Source organism: Streptomyces capoamus, assembly GCF_014654935.1.
Classification (GTDB): Bacteria; Actinomycetota; Actinomycetes; order Streptomycetales; family Streptomycetaceae; genus Streptomyces; species Streptomyces capoamus.
This window is the reverse complement of sequence record NZ_BNBF01000050.1, coordinates 7,241-8,111: the sequence shown is the minus strand read 5'-3', so window position 1 is coordinate 8,111 and position 871 is coordinate 7,241. Positions and strand designations below refer to the sequence as shown.

Sequence of the window (871 nt, the reverse complement as noted above, 5' to 3'; positions counted from 1 at the left end):
CTCGACGGTGTCCTGCAAGGGGACCACCTGCACCCGCTCGCCGCGCTGCCCCTCCGAGCGGGACAGCTCCTGCAGGTCGCCGATCAGCGCGGCCAGCTCGGTCACCTGTGCCGTCACCGAGGCGAGCAGCGCCTTGCGGTCCTCCGGCGGGATCGGCCGGCCCGTCTCCTCGCTGCGGGTGAGCAGTTCGATGTTCGTCCGCAGCGAGGTCAGGGGCGTGCGCAGCTCGTGTCCGGCGTCCGCGATCAGCTGCTGCTGCAGGTCCCGGGAGCTGGCCAGCGAGGCAGTCATCGAGTTGAACGACCGCGACAGCCGGGCCACCTCGTCCTCGCTGACGTCCTCGACGGGGATGCGGATGGTCAGGTCCTCGGTCCGGGCCACGTGCTCCACGGCCTCGGTCAGCTTGTCGACGGGCCGCAGGCCTGCCCGGGCGACCGCGAGGCCCGCGGCCCCGGCGCCGACGACACCGACGGCGGACACCAGGAGCAGGATCAGGGCGAGGTCGTTGAGGGTCTTCTGGGTGGTCTTCAGCGGTACGGCGACCAGCACGCCGACGTTGGGTCCGGGCTCGCCCGTCACGGTCGCGGTGGGGCCGAACGGCCGGGTCAGCACGCGCAGCTCGTTGCCCTCGTCGTCCGTTCCGTTGCGGAAGTACAGGATGTTGGTGTCGAGGTTCTTGATCTCCGTCTTGTCGGCCTGGAGGACCTTGATCCTGCCGGAGGCACCCCCGAAGAGGCAGACCTTGCCGTCCTCGGTGACCAGCTGGGAGTACCGGTCACGGAAGAAGCCGTTCGGCTGCGGGGTGTCCGTGCAGCGGGCGAGGGTGAGCTGCAACTGGTCCATCTGCGTGGTGTTGCGCAGGGACTTCTGC

Annotated in this window: 1 protein-coding gene; it reads right to left on the bottom strand. The window is 70.1% G+C overall.

Going from position 1 to position 871, the window contains the following annotated elements:
- Positions 1–871 (bottom strand): histidine kinase dimerization/phospho-acceptor domain-containing protein (locus IE312_RS43585; protein WP_229900913.1); only part of this gene is annotated, 871 nt, incomplete at both ends.